Annotated in this window: 17 protein-coding genes and 1 pseudogene; 9 read left to right on the top strand and 9 right to left on the bottom strand. The window is 73.5% G+C overall.

Annotated elements, in window-relative coordinates:
- Positions 1–208 (top strand): annotated as a pseudogene (locus E1200_RS33720) (hypothetical protein); the annotation flags it as partial.
- Between the two features lie 31 nt (positions 209–239).
- On the top strand, positions 240–2,321 hold the full coding sequence (locus E1200_RS34835; RefSeq protein ID WP_131952853.1) for a hypothetical protein: 2,082 nt from the start codon (positions 240–242) through the stop codon (positions 2,319–2,321).
- Here the strand turns inward: E1200_RS34835 and E1200_RS16185 are convergent.
- Positions 2,318–3,649, bottom strand: coding sequence for a DUF2252 domain-containing protein (locus E1200_RS16185; RefSeq protein ID WP_131952852.1), 1,332 nt, complete (start codon positions 3,647–3,649; stop codon positions 2,318–2,320). The two genes, E1200_RS34835 and E1200_RS16185, sit on opposite strands and share 4 nt — an antisense overlap.
- A gap of 63 nt (positions 3,650–3,712) precedes the next feature.
- Positions 3,713–4,762, bottom strand: a complete 1,050-nt coding sequence (locus E1200_RS16180; RefSeq protein ID WP_131952851.1) for a zinc-binding dehydrogenase — start codon at positions 4,760–4,762, stop codon at positions 3,713–3,715.
- Positions 4,763–4,898: 136 nt separating this feature from the next.
- Between E1200_RS16180 and E1200_RS16175 the strand changes: the two genes are divergently transcribed.
- From E1200_RS16175 to E1200_RS16155, 5 genes are all read left to right on the top strand, one after another.
- Entirely contained in the window at positions 4,899–6,284 is a 1,386-nt protein-coding gene (locus tag E1200_RS16175) for a lysine 2,3-aminomutase (RefSeq protein WP_131952850.1), read from the top strand.
- An 82-nt stretch (positions 6,285–6,366) separates the two neighbouring features.
- Positions 6,367–7,551 (top strand): cytochrome P450, encoded by a 1,185-nt coding sequence (locus tag E1200_RS16170; RefSeq protein ID WP_131952849.1) that lies wholly within the window; start codon positions 6,367–6,369, stop codon positions 7,549–7,551.
- 61 nt (positions 7,552–7,612) lie between these two features.
- Positions 7,613–8,692, top strand: a complete 1,080-nt coding sequence (locus E1200_RS16165) for a DUF3616 domain-containing protein (RefSeq protein WP_131952848.1) — start codon at positions 7,613–7,615, stop codon at positions 8,690–8,692.
- Between the two features lie 74 nt (positions 8,693–8,766).
- On the top strand, positions 8,767–9,978 hold the full coding sequence (locus E1200_RS16160) for an acyl-CoA dehydrogenase family protein (RefSeq protein ID WP_131952847.1): 1,212 nt from the start codon (positions 8,767–8,769) through the stop codon (positions 9,976–9,978).
- A gap of 154 nt (positions 9,979–10,132) precedes the next feature.
- A complete protein-coding gene (locus E1200_RS16155) occupies positions 10,133–10,696 on the top strand; it encodes a DUF1707 and FHA domain-containing protein (protein WP_131952846.1) in 564 nt (187 codons plus the stop codon).
- Between the two features lie 24 nt (positions 10,697–10,720).
- On the opposite strand, the gene E1200_RS16150 is transcribed toward E1200_RS16155, so the two are convergent.
- Together E1200_RS16150 and E1200_RS16145 are read right to left on the bottom strand one after the other, a co-directional pair.
- Positions 10,721–11,161, bottom strand: a complete 441-nt coding sequence (locus tag E1200_RS16150) for an Lrp/AsnC family transcriptional regulator (RefSeq protein WP_131952845.1) — start codon at positions 11,159–11,161, stop codon at positions 10,721–10,723.
- A gap of 85 nt (positions 11,162–11,246) precedes the next feature.
- Entirely contained in the window at positions 11,247–12,269 is a 1,023-nt protein-coding gene (locus E1200_RS16145) for a LacI family DNA-binding transcriptional regulator (protein ID WP_131952844.1), read from the bottom strand.
- A gap of 147 nt (positions 12,270–12,416) precedes the next feature.
- Here E1200_RS16145 and ugpC (E1200_RS16140) point away from each other — a divergent pair, with 147 nt between their 5' ends.
- Positions 12,417–13,664 carry a sn-glycerol-3-phosphate ABC transporter ATP-binding protein UgpC gene (gene ugpC / locus E1200_RS16140; protein ID WP_131952843.1) on the top strand — a complete coding sequence of 416 codons (1,248 nt, stop codon included), beginning with the start codon at positions 12,417–12,419 and terminating at the stop codon, positions 13,662–13,664.
- Positions 13,665–13,755: 91 nt separating this feature from the next.
- Here ugpC (E1200_RS16140) and E1200_RS16135 read toward each other — a convergent pair whose 3' ends face one another.
- From E1200_RS16135 to E1200_RS16115, 5 genes are all read right to left on the bottom strand, one after another.
- Complete coding sequence (locus E1200_RS16135) at positions 13,756–14,715, bottom strand: carbohydrate ABC transporter permease (protein ID WP_131952842.1); 960 nt, start codon at positions 14,713–14,715, stop codon at positions 13,756–13,758.
- Positions 14,712–16,100 (bottom strand): ABC transporter permease subunit, encoded by a 1,389-nt coding sequence (locus tag E1200_RS16130; RefSeq protein ID WP_131952841.1) that lies wholly within the window; start codon positions 16,098–16,100, stop codon positions 14,712–14,714. The genes E1200_RS16135 and E1200_RS16130 overlap by 4 nt, the downstream gene beginning before the upstream one ends.
- A 19-nt stretch (positions 16,101–16,119) precedes the next feature.
- On the bottom strand, positions 16,120–17,442 hold the full coding sequence (locus tag E1200_RS16125) for an ABC transporter substrate-binding protein (protein ID WP_131952840.1): 1,323 nt from the start codon (positions 17,440–17,442) through the stop codon (positions 16,120–16,122).
- Positions 17,439–18,671, bottom strand: a complete 1,233-nt coding sequence (ugpC, locus tag E1200_RS16120; RefSeq protein ID WP_131952839.1) for a sn-glycerol-3-phosphate ABC transporter ATP-binding protein UgpC — start codon at positions 18,669–18,671, stop codon at positions 17,439–17,441. The genes E1200_RS16125 and ugpC (E1200_RS16120) overlap by 4 nt, the downstream gene beginning before the upstream one ends.
- A 277-nt stretch (positions 18,672–18,948) precedes the next feature.
- A complete protein-coding gene (locus E1200_RS16115) occupies positions 18,949–20,058 on the bottom strand; it encodes a Xaa-Pro peptidase family protein (protein WP_243708603.1) in 1,110 nt (369 codons plus the stop codon).
- A 109-nt stretch (positions 20,059–20,167) separates the two neighbouring features.
- On the opposite strand from E1200_RS16115, the gene E1200_RS16110 reads away from it, so the two are divergent.
- The gene (locus tag E1200_RS16110; RefSeq protein WP_131952838.1) at positions 20,168–21,088 is read left to right on the top strand and encodes a 5'-3' exonuclease; all 921 of its coding nucleotides are present in this window, start codon (positions 20,168–20,170) and stop codon (positions 21,086–21,088) included.
- Positions 21,089–21,357 lie beyond the last annotated feature (269 nt).

The following is a 21,357-nucleotide window of genomic DNA, read 5'->3' as shown; positions in this document are numbered from 1 at the left end:
AGAGACAGGGACGCGCCAGCAGCCACCTCCGCCGGAGCCGGAGCCGGAGCCGGAGCCGGAGCCCGAACCGGAGCCGAGCCAGGCCCGCAGCGCCGTCCGCACCGCGCAGGCACCGCCCGAGCGCCGCAACCCGCTGAGCACCTCGCTGGTGCTGGTCGTCATCGCGGTCGTCATCAGCGCGGGCACCGCGATCGCCTTCGCCCGCTGACGGCCGCCCCGCATACCGCCAGAATCGGGGCATGACACTGCCGCGGCTCACCGAGGCCGAACAACGCCTGTGGACGGCCTTCCCGCGAGGCGAGTGGGTCGACCTGCGCACCGGCGACCCCGAGAAGGACGACGTCGCCGCCGCCGCGGACTGGGGCGGCGACCGCGTGATCCGCGCCGAGGTGATCGCCGCACTGCTGCTCGGCGCGGTCCCGCCGGACACGGGCAGGCGCCCCGGCGTCCGGCTGCGCGGCGCCCGGATCGAGGGCCGCCTCGACCTCATCGGCGCCGACGTCGGCTACGCGCTGGTGTGCGAGCACTGCCACTTCGACGCGCCGGTCCGGCTGGTCGAGGCGACCGCCCGGACGGCGCGGCTGGTGCACTCGTCACTGCACAGCCTCAACGCGGCGCGGCTCGGCATGCACGGCATCCTCAACCTTTACCGCAGCACCGTCCGCGCCGGGATCAGGCTGGACCGCGCCAGGGTCAACGGGGAGATCTCCCTGCGCGGCGCCCGGATCGGCCCGGGCGAGCGCGGCGTCGCGGTCGCCGCGGACGGCCTCGTCGTGGACGGCCAACTGGAGGCCGACGAGGGGTTCCGCGCCGACGGGCCGGTCCTGCTGCGCGGCGGCCGCGTGGAAGGACGTCTCGACCTCGGTAACGCCACGGTCGTCGGCGGGGACGCGGCGTCCCGGGCCCTGTCGCTCAGCCGCACCACGATCGGCGGCGGCCTGCACGCCGCCGGGCTGGCCGTCCACGGCGAGACCGCGCTGCGCAGCACGCGGGTCCAGGCCGAGGTCCTGCTGGACTCGGCGGTCCTGCGCAACCCCGGCGGTGTGGCCCTGGGCGCGGGCGGCCTCACGGTCGAGGGCCCGTTCTTCGCCCGGGACGGATTCACGGCCGACGGCGAGCTGCGCATGCCCGGCGCGCAGATCCGCACGTTCCTCACCATCGCCGGCGCCTCGCTGTCGGCCCCCGACGGCGCGGCACTCTGGGCCGACCAGGTCGTGGTGAACGACGTCGACGCCGCGGACCTGACCGTGGCGGGCGGGCGGGTCAGCCTGGTCGGGGCACGGATCGCCGGCGACCTCACCCTGACCGGGGCGGACCTGGATCCCGGCCGCGGCGCCCGGCGCGGCGGTGAGCGGGTCGCGCTCGACGCCGACAACATCACCGTCGGCGGCACCTTCGACTGCCGGCGGCTGCGGGCCCGCGGCGAGGTCCGCGCCGTCGTCGGCCGCATCTCCGGGCGCCTCACGCTGAACGACGCCCGCCTGGAGAAACCCGGCGGCCGCACCTGCCTGCGGCTGTCACGGGCGGAGCTCGCCGCCGACCTGTTCGCCGCGGGCCTGCACGCGACCGGACGGGTCAGGCTGTCGGGCACCAGGGTGGGCGGTCAGGCCGACCTCACCGGCGCCCGGCTCGCCTACCCCGGTGGCGTCGCGCTGGACGCACCGAACCTGCAGGCGGGCGAACTCACCCTGCGGCCCTCCGGTCCCGTCGAAGGCGCGGTCGTCCTCGCGCACGCCCGCATCGGCGTCCTCCACGACGACCCGCGGACCTGGGCGCCGGAACTGTCCCTCAACGGCCTGGCCTACGAGAGCCTGGAGCCGCGGCTGCCCGCCCGCGAGCGGCTGCGCTGGCTGGCCCTCGACCCGGACGGCCACCACCCCCAGCCCTACGAGCGGCTCGCCGCCCACTACACCGCCCTGGGGCAGCCCGTGGAGGCCCGGCGCGTCCTGCTGGCGCGGGAACGCATCGCCCACCGCGCGGGCACCCCGGCGGCGCGGGTCTGGGGCCTGCTGCAGGAGGCCGCGGTCGCCTACGGCTACCAGCCCTGGCGCGCCGTCCTGTGGCTGGCCCTGCTGGTGACCGCGGGCGGCCTGGTCTACGGGACGCACCCGCCCGCGCCGCTCAAGGCGGACGAGGCACCGCACTTCAACCCCGTCGTCTACACCCTCGACCTGCTGCTGCCCCTGGTCGACCTGGGGCAGCAGCGCGCCTTCAACCCCGCCGGCGGGTACCAGTGGTTCTCCTACGCGCTGGTGGCCGCGGGCTGGATCCTGGTGACGGTGATCGCCGCGGCCGTGGCCCGCGTCCTGTCCCGCCGCTAGAGGCCGGGGATCTGGCCGTTCCGGAAGGCATCTACGAAGTACGTGTGATCGTCGCGGACGATCCCGGCGTAGCCGGTGCCGAACGCGACCATCGCCTCGACGAACGCGGTCTCGTCCCCGCCGATGACCTCGTTGATGGCGTCCTCGACCTGGAAGCCGACCAGGGTGTGGTCGGAGTCGCTGTCGGAGACGCAGTGCACCTTGGCGGTGGCGCGGCCGAGGTCGTCCAGGACCGACAGCATCTCCTCCGGCTCGGTGAGGCCGCCCCAGTCCAGGTCCTCCTCGTAGGGCGACAGCTCCTGGACGACGTAGCCGACGCCGCCGATCTCGGTGTGGCCGAGCCACGGGTCGGCGTTGGCCTGCAGCGCGCGGCGGGACACCGCGGTGCGGTGCCCGTGGTGCTCGAAGTACTCGCGGATGCGCGGGTCGTCGACGACGCGGCTCGGGGCGGCGACGTTGCCCTGCTTCATCGACAGGACGACGTCGTTCTCCAGCGCCTGGGTGTTGCCCTCCACCAGGATGTTGTAGGCCGACAGCCCCGCGGACCCGATGCCGAAGCCGGACGCGCCGACGATGTCCTTGACCTGGTAGGTCAGGCTGCCGAAGCGCTTGTCGTCCGGGATCGTCGCCAGGTACTCGGCGTAGGCGGCCTCGACCTCGGCGCGCTCGGCGTCGTCGAGGCGGCGCACGCCGGCGCGGTCGCGGAACCGCCGCTCGTCGCCGGACACCTCGGTCATGCCCTCCAGCAGCCCGATGCGGGTGCCGCCCATCGCGGCGACCAGCACGTCGCGCACGTACCCGCCGGTGGTGTCGAGGGTCAGCGCGAACTTCTCGTCGCCCGCGTGGGCGGCGAACCGGCGGACCTGGTCGACGTAGGCGCGCACGTAGGTCTCGATCAGCCGGCGGATGTCGTCGTCGGAGATCGCCTTCTGCCAGGCCAGCAGCGCCAGGCTCGCGACGAACCGCTTGACGTCCCAGGTGAAGTGCCCGACGTACGCCTCGTCGTAGTCGTTGACGTCGAAGACGAACACGCCGTCGTCGTTCATGTAGGTGCCGAAGTTCTGCGCGTGCAGGTCGCCCTGGATCCACACGCGGGACGTGCGCTCGTCGGCCCACGGGTCGTCGTCGTGGACGATGTCGGCGTAGAACAGGCAGGCGCTGCCCCGGTAGAACGCGAACGGGTCGGAGGCCATCTTGCGGAAGCGGCGGCGGAACTCGGCGGGACTGCGCTCCATCAGGTCCGAGAACGCGTCGACCAGGACGTCGACGATCTGCGCCTGGCGCTCCTTGGGGTCCCGCCCGCGCAGTTCCTCGGTGATGCTCGCCATGCTCGACTCTCCTCGATGGTCGGGGGCTCCCCGCCGCTGCCGGGGCTTTCCGGATCATTGTGCCTAATCACCCGCGGTTCTGGCGGTGAACAGCGCGCGAACGGCCGGCTCGGAGCGCACCAGGTCCAGCGCGGTCTCGGCGTGCCCGGGGACGTAGCCGTTGCCGATGAGCATCGTGACGTCCGCGGCGAGGCCCTCCGCGCCGAGCGCGGCGGCGGGGAACGACGTCGCCATCGAGAAGAACACGACGGTGCCGCCGGGCGCGGTCGCCAGGATCGCGCCGTGCTCGCAGCCCGGAACGTCCACGCAGACGACGGTGACGTCGGCGGGCCCGCCGCCGGCGCGCTGGACCGCCGCCGCGACCGCCACCGGGTCGCGGGCGTCGGCCCGCACGACGGCGTCGGCGAGCCCGGACGCGGCGAGCCGCTTCTCCTCCTCGGCGGTCGGCACCAGCCCGATCACGCGGGACGCCCCGGCGCGGCGCGCGGCGGCCAGCGACAGCGAGCCGCTCTTGCCGGCCGCGCCGAGCACCGCCACGGCGGGGGCGCCGCCCTGGGCGGCGACGACGCGGCGGGTGAGGGCGGGGGCGCCGCACACGTCCATGACGGCGAGGGCAAGCGGGACGGGCAGGTCGTCCGGCAGCACCGCGGCGATGGACCGGGCGAACAGGATCGCGTGGCCCCGCGCGGGCACCTGCTCGGACAGGCCGTCCCAGCGCTCCAGCCCGTCGGTGACGGCCAGCGGCGTGAGGGTCAGCGAGACGAGGGTGGCGACGCGGTCGCCGGGCTTCAGCCCCAGCGGCGACTCCGGGCCTGCCTCCTCCACGACGCCGACGAGCATGCCGCCCGACCCGGTCACGGGGTTGTGCATCTTGCCGCGCTCGGCCACGATCCGCAGCACCTCGGCCCTGATCGCGTCGGGGTCGCCGCCGTGGGCGGTGTGCAGCTGCCGGTAGGACGCGGCGTCCAGGTTCAGGCGCTCCACGCCGATGCGGACCTCGTCGTCGCGGATCCGCGGGTCCGGGTCCAGCCGGTCCGCCGCCTGCGGCAGCACGCCCGCGGGCGCCAGCACCCGGTGCAGCCCCACCGCCGTGCCCGTTCCGCCGTCGCTCATCGCCGTCCCGCCTTCCTGATGTCACCGGATTTTGTACAAGATGTATCGGGTACAACTGGTTTCATCGAAAGTCTTCCCGTAATGTCGGCGACCTACAAGAGTTTTGTGTGATCATGAGGCGAGGAGGCGGTCGACGATGACCACTGCCCTGCACCCGGACCGGGACGCTTCCCGGCCCGACGAGACCGCGCGCCAGCCGTACGCCTACCGGCGCCGCCCCCTGGAGGAGCCGGACTGGCGCCGCCTGCCCGGCTGGCGGGACGTCACGCAGCGGGAATGGGAGTCGGCGCAGTGGCAGCGCGCCAACTGCGTGAAGAACCTGCGGCAGCTACGCCGGGTCATGGGCGACCGGCTGGACGACTCCTTCTACGCCGACCTCGAACGCGACCAGGCCGAGCGCGCGACGATGTCGATGCTGCTGCCGCCGCAGATGCTCAACACGATGGACTCCTCGTCCACGGGGGCCTTCCTCGCCGACCCCGTACGGCGCTACATGCTGCCCGTGTTCGGCGACCGGCGCACCGACTGGCCGTCCCACCCGCACGCGAGCCGCGACTCGCTGCACGAGGCCGAGATGTGGGCGGTGGAGGGCCTCACGCACCGCTACCCCACCAAGGTGCTCGCCGAGATCCTGCCGACCTGCCCGCAGTACTGCGGGCACTGCACCCGCATGGACCTGGTCGGCAACTCCACCCCGAGCGTCGACAAGCACAAGTTCACGGTCAAGCCGCCGGACCGGCTCGGCGCCATGCTCGACTACCTGCGCCGCACGCCCGGCGTCCGCGACGTGGTCGTCTCCGGCGGCGACGTCGCCAACATGCCGTGGGCCCGGCTGGAGTCGTTCGTCGGCTCGCTCCTGGACATCGAGAACATCCGCGACATCCGGCTGGCCAGCAAGGCGCTCATGGGGCTGCCGCAGCACTGGCTGCAGGACGACGTCCGCGCCGGCATGGAGCGCCTGGCCGCCAAGGCCCGCGAGCGCGGCGTGCAGATCGCGATCCACACCCACGTCAACGCCGCCCGGTCGGTGACGCCGCTGGTGGCCAGGGCCGCCCGCGCGATGCTCGACACCGGCATCCGCGACGTCCGCAACCAGGGCGTGCTGCTGCGCGGCGTCAACGACACCCCCGAGGAGCTGCTGGACCTGTCGTTCGCGCTCCTCGACGAAGCCGAGATCGTCCCGTACTACCTGTACATGTGCGACATGATCCCCTCCAGCGAGCACTGGCGGCTCGCGGTCTGGGAGGCACAGGAACTGCAGCACGCGATCATGGGGTATCTTCCCGGCTTCGCCACCCCGCGGATCGTGTGCGACGTCCCCTACGTCGGCAAGCGCTGGGTGCACCAGCTCGCCGACTACGACCGCGAGCGCGGCATCTCCTACTGGACGAAGAACTACCGCACCGCGCTGGAGACGTCCGACCCCGACGCGCTGGCCAGGCGGTACGAGTACCACGACCCGATCTACACCCTGCCGGAGCGGGGCCGCGAGTGGTGGCGGGAGCGGCTGGCCGCCGCTTGATCCTGTCGCCGCTCGACTCAGTGGTCGCCCAGCCCGGCGCCTTTACATTGTAGATCAATAACGGCGGACTATCCTCGGGCCCGTGACCTCCGCGCCGACCTCCCGGTTCCCGGCCGGCGCCGCCGTGACGGCCGCCGACCTGGCGGACGACCCGCACCCGCACCTGGCCCGGCTGCGGGCGCGCGAGCCGGTGTCCTGGCTCCCCGCGCTCGGCGGCTGGCTGGTCACCTCCCGCGACCTGGCCCTGCGGGTCATGCGCGACGCGGACGCCTACACCGTGGACGACCCGCGCTTCTCCACCGCGCAGGTCGTCGGACCGAGCATGCTGTCGCTGGACGGCCCCGCCCACACCCGGCACCGCGACCCGTTCGCGCGCCCGTTCCGGCCGGCCGCGACCCGCGAGCGGTTCACCGCGTTCACCGAGGCCGAGGCCGCGCGGCTGGTCGGCGGGCTGGCGCCCGCGGGCCGGGCCGAACTGCGCGGCGAGCTGGCCGGGCCGCTGGCCGTCGCCGTCGTCACCGAGGCGCTCGGGCTGGAGGGGGTCGACGCGGCCACCGTCCGGTCCTGGTACGGGGCGTTCGTCGAGGCCGTCTCCGCCATCACCGCCGGCGGCGCCGCGCCGGCGGGCACGGCCGAGGCGTACCGGCTGCTCGGCGCCGCGGTCGCGGACGCCGTCGCCGCCGCCCGCCCCGGCTCGCTGCTCGCCGCCGCCGCGCGGGACGAGGCGGGCCTGGCGCCCGCCGAGGTCGCCGCCAACGCCGCGGTCCTGATGTTCGGCGGCATCGACACCACCGAGGGCATGATCGCCAACGCCGTGCTGCACCTGCTCGGCCACCCCGACCAGCTGGCGCTCGTGCTGGCCGACCGGGACCTGCTGCCCGCCGCGATCGAGGAGTCGCTGCGGCTGGAGCCGTCGGCGTCGGTCGTGGACCGGTACGCCGTCCGCGACACCGCTCTCGGCGGGGCGCCGGTCCGCGCGGGCGACCTGGTCCGCGTGTCGATCGCCGCCGCCAACCGCGACCCGGCCGTGTTCCCCGGCCCGGACCGCTACGACGTGCGGCGCGGCAACGCCGCCGAGCACCTGGCGTTCGCGCGCGGGCCGCACTTCTGCTTCGGCTCCCACCTGGCCCGGCTGGAGGCGCGGGCGGCGCTCACCGCGCTGCTGGACCAGCTCCCGGGGTTGCGGCTCGACCCGGCCCGCCCGGCGCGCCCGCGGGGGCTGGTGTTCCGGCGGCCGCCCCGGCTGGACGTGTGCTGGGACACCTGACGGCCGGTTCCGGTCTGCGCAAAAAGTGCCGTTGACCTCGCCTTTATGGGAGCATCCCCCAATGGACGTCGAACGCCGAGTCGTACTTCACTTCGCCGCGGAGAGCCGGGAAGCCGAGACGCACACCAATCTGTCCGCCGTGCGCCAGGACGGCCGCTGCCTGTGGGTCGCGGGCGACGAGACGGCCACCGTCGAGCGGCTGACCGCCGTCCACGACGCGGACGGGCGCGTCACCGGCTACGCCGGCCAGCGGACCGTGGCGCTCGCCGACCTCGTCCCCCTGCCCGCGGGCCCCGACGAGGAGGCCGACATCGAGGGGCTGGCCCGCGGCGGCGGCTGGCTCTGGGCGATCGGGTCGCACAGCCTCAAGCGCAAGCGGATCAAGCCCGAGCACGGCGGCGCGAAGTCCCGCCGCCGGCTCGCCAAGATCGTGCGCGAGGACAACCGGTTCATCCTGGCTCGGCTCCCCCTGGTCACCGGCGACGACGGGCTCCCGGAGCCGGTCCGCGCGGACGGGGACCGCACGGCGGCCGTGCTCGGGCTGGACAAGGACTCCATCACCGACCTGCTGGCCGACGACCCGCACCTGGCGCCGTTCCTGGCCATCCCCAGCAAGGACAACGGCATCGACATCGAGGGCGTCGCCGCCCACGGCGACCGCCTCTACGTCGGCCTGCGCGGGCCGGTGCTGCGGGGCTGGGCCGTCCTCATCGAGATCCGCCCCGACACCGACCCCGAGGACCCGGCCCGGCTGCGGCTGCTGCCGCTGTCCGCCGACGGCGCCCTTTACCACACCCACTTCATGGACCTCGGCGGCCTCGGCATCCGCGACCTGTGCCCCCACGGCGACGACCTGCTCGTGCTCACCGGGCCGAGCATGGACCTCGACGGGCCGGTGCGCGTGGTGCGGTGGCGCGGCGCGGTCACCGCCGACGCGCCGGAGATCGTCACGGCGGACGACCTGGAGGTGCTGGGCGACCTCCCCTACGGCGACGGCGACGACCACGCCGAGGGGATCGCCGTCCTGGACGAGTCCGACGGCTCCGGGCTGCGCCTGCTGGTGGTGTACGACAGCCCGGCCCCCGCCCGGCTCACCGAGGACGGCGGCGTCATCGCCGACGTGGTGCGGACCGGCGGCTGAGCCGCCACCCAAATAAGCGCTCGCTTGCCTATCTGCTTGGATGGGACGGACACTCCCAGGAAGGCAGAACGAGCATGATCGAGTGGTCCGACGAAGACCTGATGATCCGGGACGCGGTGCGCGGCTGGATCGACGCCGAGGTCCGGCCGAACCTGGACGCGCTGGAGTCGGGCGACCTGCCGCCGTACGACCTGCTCCGCAGCCTGTTCAAGACGTTCGGCATGGACGAGATGGCCCGCGCGTCCTTCCGCGCCCGGCAGGAGCGCGGCGAGTCCGGCGAGTCCGGCGGGGACGGGGACGGCGAGCGGTCCGGCGGCGGCGGCGCGGCGATGTCCATGCTGCCGATCATCGAGCTGTGCAAGGTCGCGCCCGGCCTGGTGTCGGCGATGGGCGTCGGCCTCGGCCTCGCCGCCGGGACGATCATGAAGCGTGGCACCCCCGAGCAGCGCGAGCGCTGGGCGCTGGACCTGCTCACCATGGACAAGGTCGGCGCCTGGGCGATCACCGAGCCCGGCTCCGGCTCCGACGCGTTCGGCGGCATGCAGGCCACCGCCCGCAAGGTCGGCGACGAGTACGTCCTCAACGGCAGCAAGACCTTCATCACCAACGGCCCCTACGCCGACACCATCGTCTTCTACTGCAAGCTCGACGACGGGCGCGAGCCGAGGGACCGGGACATCCTCACGTTCGTCCTCGACCGCGGCATGGAGGGCCTGGAGCAGAGCAGGCCCCTCCGCAAGATGGGCCTGCACTCCTCCCCCACCGGCGAGCTGTTCCTCAGCGACGTCCGCGCCGGCGCCGACCGGCTCCTGGACTCCGGGTCGGGCAGCGGCAAGGACTCCGCCAAGCAGAACTTCGTCACCGAGCGCGCCGGCGTCACCGCCATGGCGCTCGGCGTCATCGAGGAGTGCCTGAAGCTGTCGGTCGAGTACGCGAAGACCCGCGAGCTGTGGGGGCAGCGGATCGGCGACTTCCAGCTCATCCAGCTGAAGCTGGCCAAGATGGAGGTCGCGCGGCTCAACGTCCAGAACCTGGTGTTCCGGCACATCGAGATGCAGCGCGCGGGCCGCACCCCGACCCTCGCCGAGGCGTCGGCGATGAAGCTGTACTCCGCGCAGGCGGCGAACGAGGTCGCGCAGGAGGCCGTGCAGCTGTTCGGCGGCAACGGCTACATGAGCGAGTACCGCGTGGAGCAGCTCGCCCGGGACGCCAAGTCGTTCCAGATCTACGCCGGGACCGACGAGATCCAGATCACCCACATCGCCCGCGACCTGCTGTCGTCCTGACCTCGCACCGGCCGCGAACCGGTCGTGGACCGGCCGCGAACTTTCGCGGGCGGCCCGTCGTCGAACAGGTGGGGGGCGGGTGAGGGCGATCACCCGTCCCCCGCCCGAGGTCCGTTCTGGACAAGCCGACGACGGGGACTGGATACTCACAGCTATGGACGGTCAGCCCTCGTTCCCGGTGCGAGCGTCCGACACGGAGCGGGACCGGGTCCTGCGCGTCCTCGGCGACCGCGTCGCCGAGGGCCGGATGTCGAACGAGACCTTCGAGCGGCGCGTCGACCAGGTGCTGCGGGCCCGCAGCCGGGCCGAGCTGGCCGACATCGTGCACGACCTGCCGCCGGCCGGCCGCGTCGTGCGCCGACTCACCGGCATCATCTCCTCGGTGTCGCAGGTGACGGCGCGGGTCGAGGCGGCCTGGCGGGCGCCGCGGCTGCCGCGGTTCATGCTCCCGCCCGGCGACCTCGGCCGCATCGTCGTGGGCCGCGCCCCCGGCTGCCAGTTCATCCTCGCCGACCTGACCGTCTCGCGGTTCCACGCCGAGATCTACCGCGCCGGCGAGGTCTGGATGGTCGCCGACCTCGGCTCGATGAACGGCACCCGCGTCAACGGCTGGCGGCTCACCGGCCCCGCCCGCGTCCGCCCCGGCGACGAGGTCGGCTTCGGCAACGCCGCGTTCATCGTCACCGCGCCCGGCTCCCCCGGCCCCCCGCAGCCCTGAGCGGACCCGGGGGCGCGGCGCCGGTCACAGGGGCGGGCGGCGCGACTCCCACGGGGTGCTGAGGACGACCGTCGTGCGCGTCGCGACGTTCGCCGCGGCGCGGATCTTCTGCAGCAGCTCCTCCAGCTCGTTCGGCGACCCGACGCGGACCTTGAGGATGTAGCTCTCGTCCCCCGCCACCGAGTGGCACGCCTCGATCGCCTGGAGGTGCGCGAGCCGGTCGGGCGCGTCGTCGGGCGCGGCGGGGTCGATCGGCTTGATCGACACGAACGCGGTCAGCGGCAGGCCGATCTGCCGGCTGTCGAGCTGGGCCGCGAACCCCACGATGACGCCGCGCTTCTGCAGCCGCCGGACGCGCTGGTGCACCGCCGACACCGACAGGCCGGTCTCCTTGGCGAGGTCGGTGAAACTCATCCGCCCGTCGTCGGCCAGCAGCGCCATGATCTGACGATCGATGTCCTCCACGCGGGAAATCTAGCGCGCCGGGGACCGTGCCCGTGACCGATTCGCCCGGCCCCGCCGTCCGAAGCGCGCCGTCCGAAGCGCGCCGTCAGCGGCGGGCGGGGCGCAGCGGGCCGCAGCTGCCGCGCACGACCAGCTCGGTCGGCAGCAGCACCGGGCCGCCCCTGCCCCGGCGGGCGGGCTCGCGCAGCAGCATCTCGCAGGCGCGGTAGCCGATGTCGCGGCCGGGGCGCGCGACGGCGGTGAGCGGCGGGTCGCACAGCTCCGCCCAGGCGACGTCGCCGACCATCGCGATGGACACGTCCGCGGGGACCCGCAGGTCCAGCTCGCGGGCCACCAGCACCGCGGCCTCGCCGAGCCGGTGCCCCGCCGCGAGGACGGCGGTGACGTCGTCGCGGCGCTGCAGCAGCCCGGCGGCGGCCGCGTAGGCGGCGTCGCCGGCCGGGCGGGCCGCGACGACCAGGTCCTCCTCCACCGGGACGCCGAGCTGGGCGAGGGTGTCGCGGAACGCGCCCTCCCGCACGCGCGCCGGGCTGCGGGGGGCCTCGCCGAGGAACCCGATGCGGCGGTGCCCGAGCCCGGCGAGGTACTCGGTGAGGGACCGCACGCCGCCGCCGTCGTCGGCCAGCACGGCCGGGATCTCCGGCAGGTCCGGCAGGGCACGGCCGGCGAACACGACGCTGGAGCACACCCGGGCGGCGCCGCGCCAGTCGGCCTCGGTCCCGGCGGGCTGGGCGATGACGCCGTCGACGCGCTGCTCGACGAGCCGCTCGACGATCTCGGCCTCGCGGGCCGGGTCGCCGTGCGCGGCGTCCACGATGACGTGCTCGCCGAGGGTGCGGGCGCACGCCAGGACGCCCGCGACGAGCTCGGCGCAGAACGGGTCGGTGACGTCGGGCACGACCAGGCCGATGCCGCCGCTGCGGCGCAGCTTGAGGCCGCGGCCGAGGGCGCTCGGCCGGTAGTCCAGCTCGCGGGCCGCGGCCAGGACGCGCTCGCGGGTGGCGGCGCCGACCGAGCCGGTGCCGGAGAACACCCGCGACACCGTGGCGATGCCGACGCCCGCCGCCGCCGCCACGTCCTTGATGGTCGCCGGCCTGCGCGGTGCCATGGACCGACCTCCCCCTTCGCCCGTTCCCGGTCACCTTCTCACGACGCACCCTCCCATGGAAACGTTTCCATAATGTTTACTCCAAAAAGTGCGACATAGACCCTGCTCGGCAGGGATTGATGGAAACGTTTCCACGGAGGGGTTCGGATGGCGAAGATCGTGCTGGACGGGGTCGACAAGGTCTACTCCGGCGGCGTCAAGGCCGTGGACGGCCTCGACCTGGAGATCCGCGACGGCGAGTTCATGGTGCTGGTCGGCCCGTCCGGCTGCGGGAAGTCCACCGCGCTGCGGATGATCGCGGGCCTGGAGGAGATCACCGGCGGGAAGATCTCGATCGGCGACCGGATCGTCAACGACCTCGCCCCCAAGGACCGCGACATCGCGATGGTCTTCCAGAACTACGCGCTGTACCCGCACATGACCGTCGAGCAGAACCTCGCGTTCGGCCTCAAGCTGCGCGGCACGCCGAAGGCGGAGATCAAGCAGAAGGTCCGCGAGGCCGCCAAAATGCTCGGTCTTGAGCAGTACCTGTCCCGCAAGCCCGCCGCGCTGTCGGGCGGGCAGCGCCAGCGGGTCGCGATGGGCCGCGCGATCGTCCGCCAGCCGCAGGCGTTCCTGATGGACGAGCCCCTGTCCAACCTGGACGCCAAGCTCCGCGTGTCCATGCGCGCCTCCCTCAGCCAGCTGCACGAGCGGCTCGGCGTCACCACCGTCTACGTCACGCACGACCAGGTGGAGGCCATGACGCTCGGCTCGCGCGTCTGCGTGATGCGCGACGGCCAGCTGCAGCAGGTCGACACCCCGCAGCGGCTGTTCGACCACCCGGTCAACCTGTTCGTGGCCGGCTTCATCGGCTCCCCCGCGATGAACTTCGTCTCCGCCCGGCTCACCACCGGTGACGGCGGCGCGCAGGTGTCCTTCGCCGGGTACACGCTGCCGGTCCCCGCCCCGCTCATCGACGACCGCCCCGGCCTGCGGGACTACTTCGGCCGCGACGTCGTCCTCGGGATCCGCCCGTCCGACTTCGAGGACGCCGCGCACGCCAAGCCCGAGTGGGCGCCGATGGCGGTGCGCAGCAGCGTCACCGAGGAGCTCGGCAGCGAGATCAACGTCATCTTCACCATCGACGCGCCGCCGGTCGAGCACAAGGACACCGCCGACCTGGCCTCCGACGCCACCGAGGGCGAGGAGGACATGGCGATCCCGCTGGTCGACAACAAGGCGCTGTGGACCGCCCGGGTCAACTCCCGCTCCCACGTGCGGCCGAACCAGCACGTCGACCTCGCCGTCGACACCCGCCGGCTGCACTTCTTCGACCCGGCCAGCGGGCTGTCCATCGGGCACCCCGGCGCCCGGCACCACACCGCTGCGGCGACGCTGGACAAGACCGCCTGATCCTGCCCGCGCACGGGTGACGGCACGGCGGAGCCCCGCGGCCTTCCTGCAGGCCGCGGGGCTCCGACCGCACGTCACGAGACCGGCGCGGTCACTTCACCGACCCCGCCAGGACGCCCTGCACGAAGTACCGCTGGAAGGCGAAGAACACCGCCAGCGGGACGATCAGCGACAGGAACGCGCCGGGCGCGAGGATGTCGATGTTGCCGGTGAACTGCCGCATCTGCGACTGCAGCCACTTGGTCATCGGCTGCGCCTCGGTGTCGGCGAACACCAGCGCGACCAGCAGGTCGTTCCACACCCACAGGAACTGGAAGATGCCGAGCGAGGCGATCGCCGGGCCGCCCAGCGGGAAGATCACCCGCCGGAAGATCGTCCACTCCGAGCCGCCGTCCATCCGCGCCGCCTCCAGCAGGTCCCGGGGGATCGCCGCGAAGAAGTTGCGCAGCAGGAAGATCGCGAACGGCAGCCCGAACGCGACGTGGAACAGCACCACGCCGGTGACGGACCCGAACATCTGCCAGCCGCCGAACTGGATGTTGCCGTACAGCTTGGCGACCGGGATCAGCGCGACCTGGACCGGCACCACCAGCAGCGCCACCACGATGAGGAACAGCCAGTCCCGGCCGGGGAACTCCAGCCAGGCGAACGCGTAGGCGGCCAGCGAGGCGATCACCACGACCAGCAGCGTCGACGGGACCGTGATCAGCACGGTGTTCCAGAACGAGTCGACGAAGTCCGGCTTGTCGAGCAGCGCGGAGTAGGACTCCAGGGTCAGCTGCGTCGGCTCGGTGAACACGTTCCACCAGCCGCTGGCGGCGTTGTCCTGGTTGGAGCGCAGCGACGCCACCAGCAGCCCGAGCGTCGGCACCAGCCAGAACAGCGCGATCAGGACCAGCACCGCCTGCGCGGCCCCGCCGCCGATCCGGCCGACGACGCGGGCGGCGACCCCGCGGCGCGGCGACCCGGCCGCGGCGCTGCCGTCCGCCGGCCCGCCGCCCGGTCCGTCCGGCCCGTCCGGTGTCTTGGCGACCTTCTCCGCGGTGCTCATGTGCGCTCCTGCCGCATTCGCCGGATGTTGAACAGCATGGCGGGCACGACGAGCACGAACAGCAGCACGGCGATGGCGCTGCCGGCCCCCTGGTCGTTCCCGCCGCCGAACGCCTCTCTCCACATCTCCAGCGCGAGCACGCTGGCGTCCGGATCGCCGCCGCCGATGATGTACACCAGGTCGAACACCTTCAGCACGTTGATGGTGAGGGTGACCACCACCACCATCAGCACCGGCGCGAGCAGCGGGATCGTCACCCGCCGGAACACCTGCCATTCGGTGGCGCCGTCCACGCGCGCCGCCTCCAGCGCGTCGCGCGGGATCGCGGCGAGCCCCGCCGCGATCAGGACCATCGCGAAGCCGGACCACACCCATAGGTACGACCCGATGATCGCGGGGGTGATGAGCGTGCTGCCGAGCCACTCCGCGCCCCGGTAGGGGGCGGCGAAGTTGTCGGCGGGCAGCCGGATCGTGTACGCCCCGTCCGGCACCTCCGACAGCGTGAACGTGCCGTCGGCGTTCGTGGTCGCGGTCGCGACGACCTCGCCGCCGCGCACCGCCTCGACCTTGATCCCGGGCAGCCCGGTCTCGCCCGCGTTCGGGACGTTCGGCTCACCGCCCCCGCCCCGGGTGAAGTCGAACCAGACCGTCCCGGTGACCTGCCCCGCCCGCGCGGGCGGCGGCTGCGCGGCCGGCTCGGCGCCGTCCGGCACGAACTCCGGCTTGACCTTCACCAGCGGCACCAGGACGCTCTGCCCGGCCGAGTGGGTGCCGGTCGTGGCGACCCCGCCGGCGTCCTCGCGCAGCGGCTGGTCGCCGCCGCCGCGGGGCCCGGCGCCCGGGTAGCCGGTCTCGCTCGCGAACGTGTCGTGGATCGCGACCATCGCCGCGTTCGCCACGCCCTTGTCCGGGTCCTGCTGGTACACCAGCCGGAAGATCACGCCGGACGCCAGGAACGAGATCGCCATCGGCATGAACACGACGAGCTTGAACGCCGTCGACCACCGGATCCGCTCGGTGAGGACGGCGAAGAACAGCCCGACGATGGTGACCAGGCTCGGAGCCACCACGACCCAGATGGCGGTGTTGCGCACCGCGATGAGGTTCTCGCGGCCCTGGAAGACGCCGGCGTAGTTGTCCACGCCGACGAAGGTGTCGCCGGCGGCGTCGAAGAGGCTGCGGATCACCGAGTAGACGATCGGGTACACCACGAGGAACCCGAGCAGCACCAGCGCCGGCAGCAGGAACAGCAGCGCCAGCCACGAGGGCGGGGTCAGCCGCTCGCGCGCCCGGCGCTTGCGGGGCGGATCGGGGGCGGGGTCGGCGACGGCGGCGGCGCCGCCGGCCGTGGCGGCCGGCGGCACCCCGTCTTTCGGAGCCTTCATCCAGGTTCCCTACTGTTCCCTACTTGTACGCCTCGGCGGCCTCGGCCTCCAGCTTCTTCTGGGTGCCCTCGACGTCGTCGGGCTTCTGCACGAAGGTGCGCAGCGCCTCCCACATGCCGTCGCCGGGCGTCGCGCCGAAGGCGGCGGGCGTCAGGTCGGACATGTCGTAGCGGGCGGCGTCGCCGGCCTGCTGGAGCTGGCCGATGAGCTGCTTGGCGACCGGGTCGGCGTAGGCGTCCGGCGGGACGTTCTTGTTCGGGGTGAGGTAGCCGCCGAGCCCGGCCCAGACCTTGCCCGCCTCGGGCGAGGCGAGGTACTTCATCAGCTCCTGGGCGCCCTCGCCGTCCTTCAGCGCGACGGCGACGTCGCCGCCGAGGATCGCCGGGGCGGTGTCACCGGCCTTGGGGAAGGCGAACACCTTGGCGTCCGTGCCGACCTTGGCGTCGGTGGTGGCGATGTTCGCGGCGGCGAAGTCGCCGCCGTAGACCATGGCGGCCTTCTCCTGCCCGAACGCCTGGGTGACCGACTCGTCGAACTTGGTCTTGGTCGCGGTCGCGACGCCGCCGTTGAGGAAGTCGGGCTTGCCCCAGATCTGGGCGAGCGTCTCCAGCGCCTTGGCGACCGTCGGGTCGGTCCACTTGATCTCGTGGTCGGCGAGCTTGTCGTAGTTCTCCGGGCCGGCCGTCGACAGGTAGACGTTCTCGAACCAGTCGGTCAGCGTCCAGGAGTCGTCCGGCCCGGCCGCCAGGGTGAACGGCGTGGTGCCCGCCTCCTGCAGGGTGCCGGCCGCGGTGACGAGCTCCTGCCACGTGGTCGGGGGCTGGACGCCCGCGTCGGAGAACGCCTGCGGGCGGTACCACAGGATCGACTTGTACGCGGCCTTGATCATCACGCCGTAGGTCTTGTCGCCGGAGGAGCCGAGCTCCTTCCAGTACGGCGAGAAGTTCTTGTCGACCTCCGACACCACGTCCGGGCTCAGCGGCTTGAGCGAGCCCTTCTCGGCGTACTGCCGCATCAGGCCCGGCTGCGGCAGGATCGCCACGTCCGGCGGGTTGCCGGCCTCCAGGCGCGGGCCGAGGAACGCGTCGGTGTTCTCACCGGTGGAGGCGTAGTTGACGGTGGCGCCGGTCTTCTTCTGGAACGCGTCCAGGACCTTGCGGAAGTTCTCCTCCTCGGGGCCGGTCCACTTGGCCGCGACCTCGATCGTGGTGCCCTTCAGCTCCCCGCCGCCGGCGGGCGCCGAGCCGTCCCCGCCGTCGTCGTCGCCGCCGCACGCGGCGGCCGACGACAGGAGCAGGCCCGCCGCCACGGCGGCCCCTACTGCACGTCTGGTGACCCTCATCCTTCATCCTCCCTGGACGCACCGGCGGCGTCGTCTGCTCCCCAGATCGACGCGCCGGACTCGATATCGAAGAAGTGCAGGCGGCCGGTGTCGACGCGGACCGTCACCGGGTCGCCGACCTTCACGCGGGTGCGCGGGCTGAACCGCGCGACCAGATCCGTGCGGGGGCTCTCCAGCTCCCCCGGCACGTCGGCGCCCGCGTCGCGGGCGAGTTCCCTGGTGTCCTCGGTGACGACCGGGGACGCCTCGATCGCGAAATGGACGAGCACGTCCGAGCCCATCGCCTCGACCAGGTCGGCGGTCGAGGTCAGGGTGGACCCCTCGGGGGCGTCCACGAGCTCGGAGTCCTCCATGTCCTCGGGGCGGATGCCGACGGCGACGTCGCGCCCGAGGTGGGACGCCAGGGCCGGGCGCTCGGTCAGCACGCGGGCCGGAAGCGCCAGGGTCGTCTCGCCGATCGTCAGGCGCGGGTTCGCCGCGTCCCCCGACAGCGTGCCCTGGACCAGGTTCATGGCGGGTGAGCCGATGAAGCCGGCGACGAACAGGTTCACCGGCCGGTCGTAGAGCTCCTGGGGCGGAGCGACCTGCTGCAGTTCGCCCCTCTTCATCACCGCGACCCGGTCGCCGAGCGTCATCGCCTCGGTCTGGTCGTGGGTGACGTAGATCGTGGTGACGCCGAGGTCGCGCTGCAGGCGGGCGATCTCGGCGCGCATCTGGACGCGGAGCTTGGCGTCCAGGTTCGACAGCGGCTCGTCCATCAGGAACGCCTGCGGCTCGCGGACGATCGCGCGGCCCATCGCGACCCGCTGCCGCTGCCCGCCCGACAGGTTGCGGGGCTTGCGGGACAGGTGCTCGGTCAGGCCGAGGGTCGCCGCCGCGCGGTCGACCCGCTCCCTGATCTCGGCCTTCGGCAGCTTGCGCAGCGACAGCCCGAACCCGATGTTGTCGCGGACCGACAGGTGCGGGTAGAGGGCGTAGCTCTGGAACACCATCGCGACGTCGCGGTCGCGGGCGGGCACCCGGTTCACGACGCGGCCGCCGATGCTGATCTCGCCCTCGGAGATGTCCTCCAGCCCGGCGACCATCCGCAGCGCGGTCGTCTTGCCGCATCCGGACGGACCCACCAGGACGAGGAACTCTCCGTCGGCGATGTGGAGGTTCAGGTCGGTCACGGCCCGCGTGCCGTCGGGATAGACCTTCCCGACGCTGGTCAGATCGACCTCTGCCACGGCGTCTCCTCTTCGTGTACGGCACGGCTCTCGTCCGGCGCGGCGGGACCGGGCCCGCCGCGCCGGACGGCAGGAACGCGATTTACCCCCGCGTAACACTGAAGGTGGTACATGGCGGACACCCCGCCCCGCAACCGGCGCGGTGCCCGCTGACGCATTTGGTGCAGAGATCGTTACCCGCCCGTCTCCTCGGCGCCGGGCGGCCGTCCGCAACGGCGCGGGGGCGCGGACGGAAACCCCGTCCGCGCCCCCGTTCCGCCGGGCGGCCGCGCCGCGCTCAGCCCACGATCACCACGCCGCGGCCGGTGTGGTTCACCGACTCGTGGCCGTCCTCGGTGCACACGACGATGTCCTCGATGCGGGCGCCGTGCGGGCCGGGGTAGATGCCCGGCTCCACGGAGAAGGCCATGCCCGGCTCCAGCGGCTCGCGGTTGCCCGCCACGATGTAGGGCTCCTCGTGCGACTCCAGGCCGATGCCGTGCCCGGTGCGGTGGAAGAAGTGCTCGCCGTGCCCGGCCGCCGCGATGACGTCGCGGGCGGCGGCGTCCACCGCCTCGGGCGTCGCGCCGGGCCGGACGGCCGCGACGGCGGCGCGCTGCGCCTCCTCCAGCACCGCGTAGTACGCGCGGTAGTCCGCGGGCGGCTCGCCGACGCAGTAGTTGCGGGTGGAGTCCGAGCAGTACCCGCTCGGCATCGTCCCGCCGATGTCGACCACCACCGGCTCGCCCGGCCGCACGACCCGGTCCGACGGCTCGGCGTGCGGGCTGGCGCCGTTCGGCCCGGACCCGACGATGACGAAGTCGACCCGCGTGTGGCCCTCGGCGAGGATCAGCTCGGCGATGTCGCGGGCCACCTCCCGCTCGGTGCGGCCGGCCTTGAGGATGTCCGGGACGCGGCGGTGCACCCGGTCGATCGCCGCGCCCGCCTCGCGCAGCGCGGCGACCTCGGCGGCGCTCTTGCGCATCCGCAGCCCGCGCAGCACCTCCCCGGCCGCGACCTGCTCGGCGCCCGGCATCGCGGCGCGGAACCGCAGCGCCATGACCGCCCACATCCGGTCGCCCACGCCCACCGCCCGCACGCCGCGCGGCAGCCGGCGGGCGACGAGCGCGTACGGGTCGTCGGTCTCGTCCCAGGGCACCATCTCCAGGCCGAGGCCCCCGGCCGGCGACTCCTGCGCCGCGGGCAGCTCCAGCCTCGGCACGACCAGGAACGCCTCGCCCTCGGCCGGGACCACCAGGCAGGTGAGCCGCTCCAGCTCCTTGGCGTCGTACCCGGTGACGTACCGCAGGTCCGGCCCGGGGGTCAGCAGCACCGCGCCGAGCCCCGCCGCGGCCGCCGCGTCGCGCACCAGGCCGGGACGCTCACGCGGATACAACTCCGTTGTCACACCCGTCTCCAATCTCGCGGTCTCTGTCCGTACCGGCTTTGTCCGGTACCAGGATCCCAGAGGCGCGGCGCCGCGCCGCCGTCGCACCGGCGTGGCAGCATGTCGTCGCATGAGCGGGTTGATGCTGCTGGACACGCCGTCGCTGTACTTCCGCGCCTTCTTCGGGGTGCCCGAGTCGGTGACGGCGCCCGACGGGACGCCGGTGAACGCGGTGCGCGGCCTCGTCGACATGATCGCGCGGCTGGTGCAGGACCGGTCGCCGGACCGGCTCGTGTGCTGCATGGACGCCGACTGGCGGCCCGCGTTCCGGGTCGAGGCGCTGCCGTCCTACAAGGCGCACCGGGTCGCCGGCGACGGCGGCGACCAGACGCCCGACGCGCTGGAGGCGCAGCTGCCCGTCATCGACGAGGTGCTCGACGCGTTCGGGCTCGCCCGCGCGGGCGTCCCGGGGTACGAGGCCGACGACGTCATCGGGACGCTGGCGACGCGCGGCGCGGCGGACGGCCCGGTCGACATCGTCACCGGCGACCGCGACCTGTTCCAGCTGGTGGACGACCGCGGCCCGGTCGCGGTCCTGTACACGGCGCGCGGCGTCCGGAACCTGCAGGTGATGGGCGAGCAGGAGGTCGCCGCCAAGTACGGCATCCCGGGCCGCGGCTACGGCGACTACGCGACGCTGCGCGGCGACCCGAGCGACGGCCTGCCCGGCGTCCCGGGCGTCGGCGACAAGACGGCCGCCGCGCTGGTCACCCGGTTCGGGTCGGTCGAGGGGATCCTCGCCGCGCTCGACTCCGGCGGGGACGCGGGGTTCCCGGCGGGCGCGCGGCGCCGACTGGAGGCCGCACGGGACTACCTCGCCGCCGCCGAGACGGTGGTGCGGGTCGTCACCGACATCGACGCGCCCGAGCTCGCGGCGCTGGACGACCGCCTCCCCGCCGGGGCGCGCGATCCCGAGGCGCTCGTCGCGCTGGCCGACCGCTGGAACCTCGGCGGCCCGGTCAACCGGCTCCTCAACGCCCTGGCCCGGTGACCCGCGGGCGACCCGGCCCGAGGCTGCAAATTTCGCCAAAAGTGTCAGATGACGCAGACAGCGCGTTCTCCGGCGTGCACCATCCTCATCGGTGAGGAGTTCTCATGGGCTCATGCACGATGCGCACGCCGGCGGCCGCCGTCCGGGCCGGGTCACGGACGGGGCGGGCCGCATGAACGACCGGTACCCGCGGCACTGGGCCTCACCGCCCCACTCCCCCCAACTGCCGTGGGTACCGGTTCACGGGGGCGGAGCGGCCGGGGGCGGAC

Source organism: Actinomadura sp. GC306 (genome assembly GCF_004348665.1).
Classification (GTDB): domain Bacteria; phylum Actinomycetota; class Actinomycetes; order Streptosporangiales; family Streptosporangiaceae; genus Spirillospora.
This window is presented reverse-complemented; position numbering and strand designations above follow the sequence as displayed.